Origin of the sequence: Mesorhizobium sp. M7A.F.Ca.CA.001.10.2.1 (assembly GCF_003998575.1) — a bacterium.
GTDB lineage: Bacteria > Pseudomonadota > Alphaproteobacteria > Rhizobiales > Rhizobiaceae > Mesorhizobium.
Genome location: NZ_RZQY01001413.1, coordinates 1 through 397, shown reverse-complemented (window position 1 = coordinate 397; position 397 = coordinate 1). Strand labels below are relative to the sequence as shown.

Here is a 397-nt window from a genome sequence, read left to right as displayed (position 1 = left end):
TACTAGACTTCTATACTCTCTACGATACTCGTTCATGTATTCATAGCGTTCCTCTAGCGACTTTAAATAATTTTCTTGAAGACTGTTAAACTCCTCCATAATCTTCTCTATGGCATAAAATTTTTCTAAATTGGTTGAAGGCATATCATTCAATCCCTTTCAATGTGATTTCTGTTCTAGGTCTGTGTAACTCTTGAAATTTAGCTTTAGCCACCATTGCTATGCGACTATCTTTGATTTCTAAACCTTTAAAAATACTGTCAAAAGCAGCTTTTTCCAAGTTGTCAATATCAGGTGCCGTTGTTCTCATAATGTTGTTAACCCCTTTGTAGCCTTTAGGTGCTTGTACAAAAAATTTAATTTCAGCTTTCACACCATACGGGCAAGCCATGACATC

General features: G+C 35.5%; 1 protein-coding gene. It reads right to left on the bottom strand.

Annotation, left to right across the window (positions count from 1 at the left end):
- Window positions 1-145: 145 nt before the first annotated feature.
- Window positions 146-397 (bottom strand): RusA family crossover junction endodeoxyribonuclease (locus EN964_RS37350; RefSeq protein ID WP_164776656.1); only part of this gene is annotated, 252 nt, incomplete at its 5' end.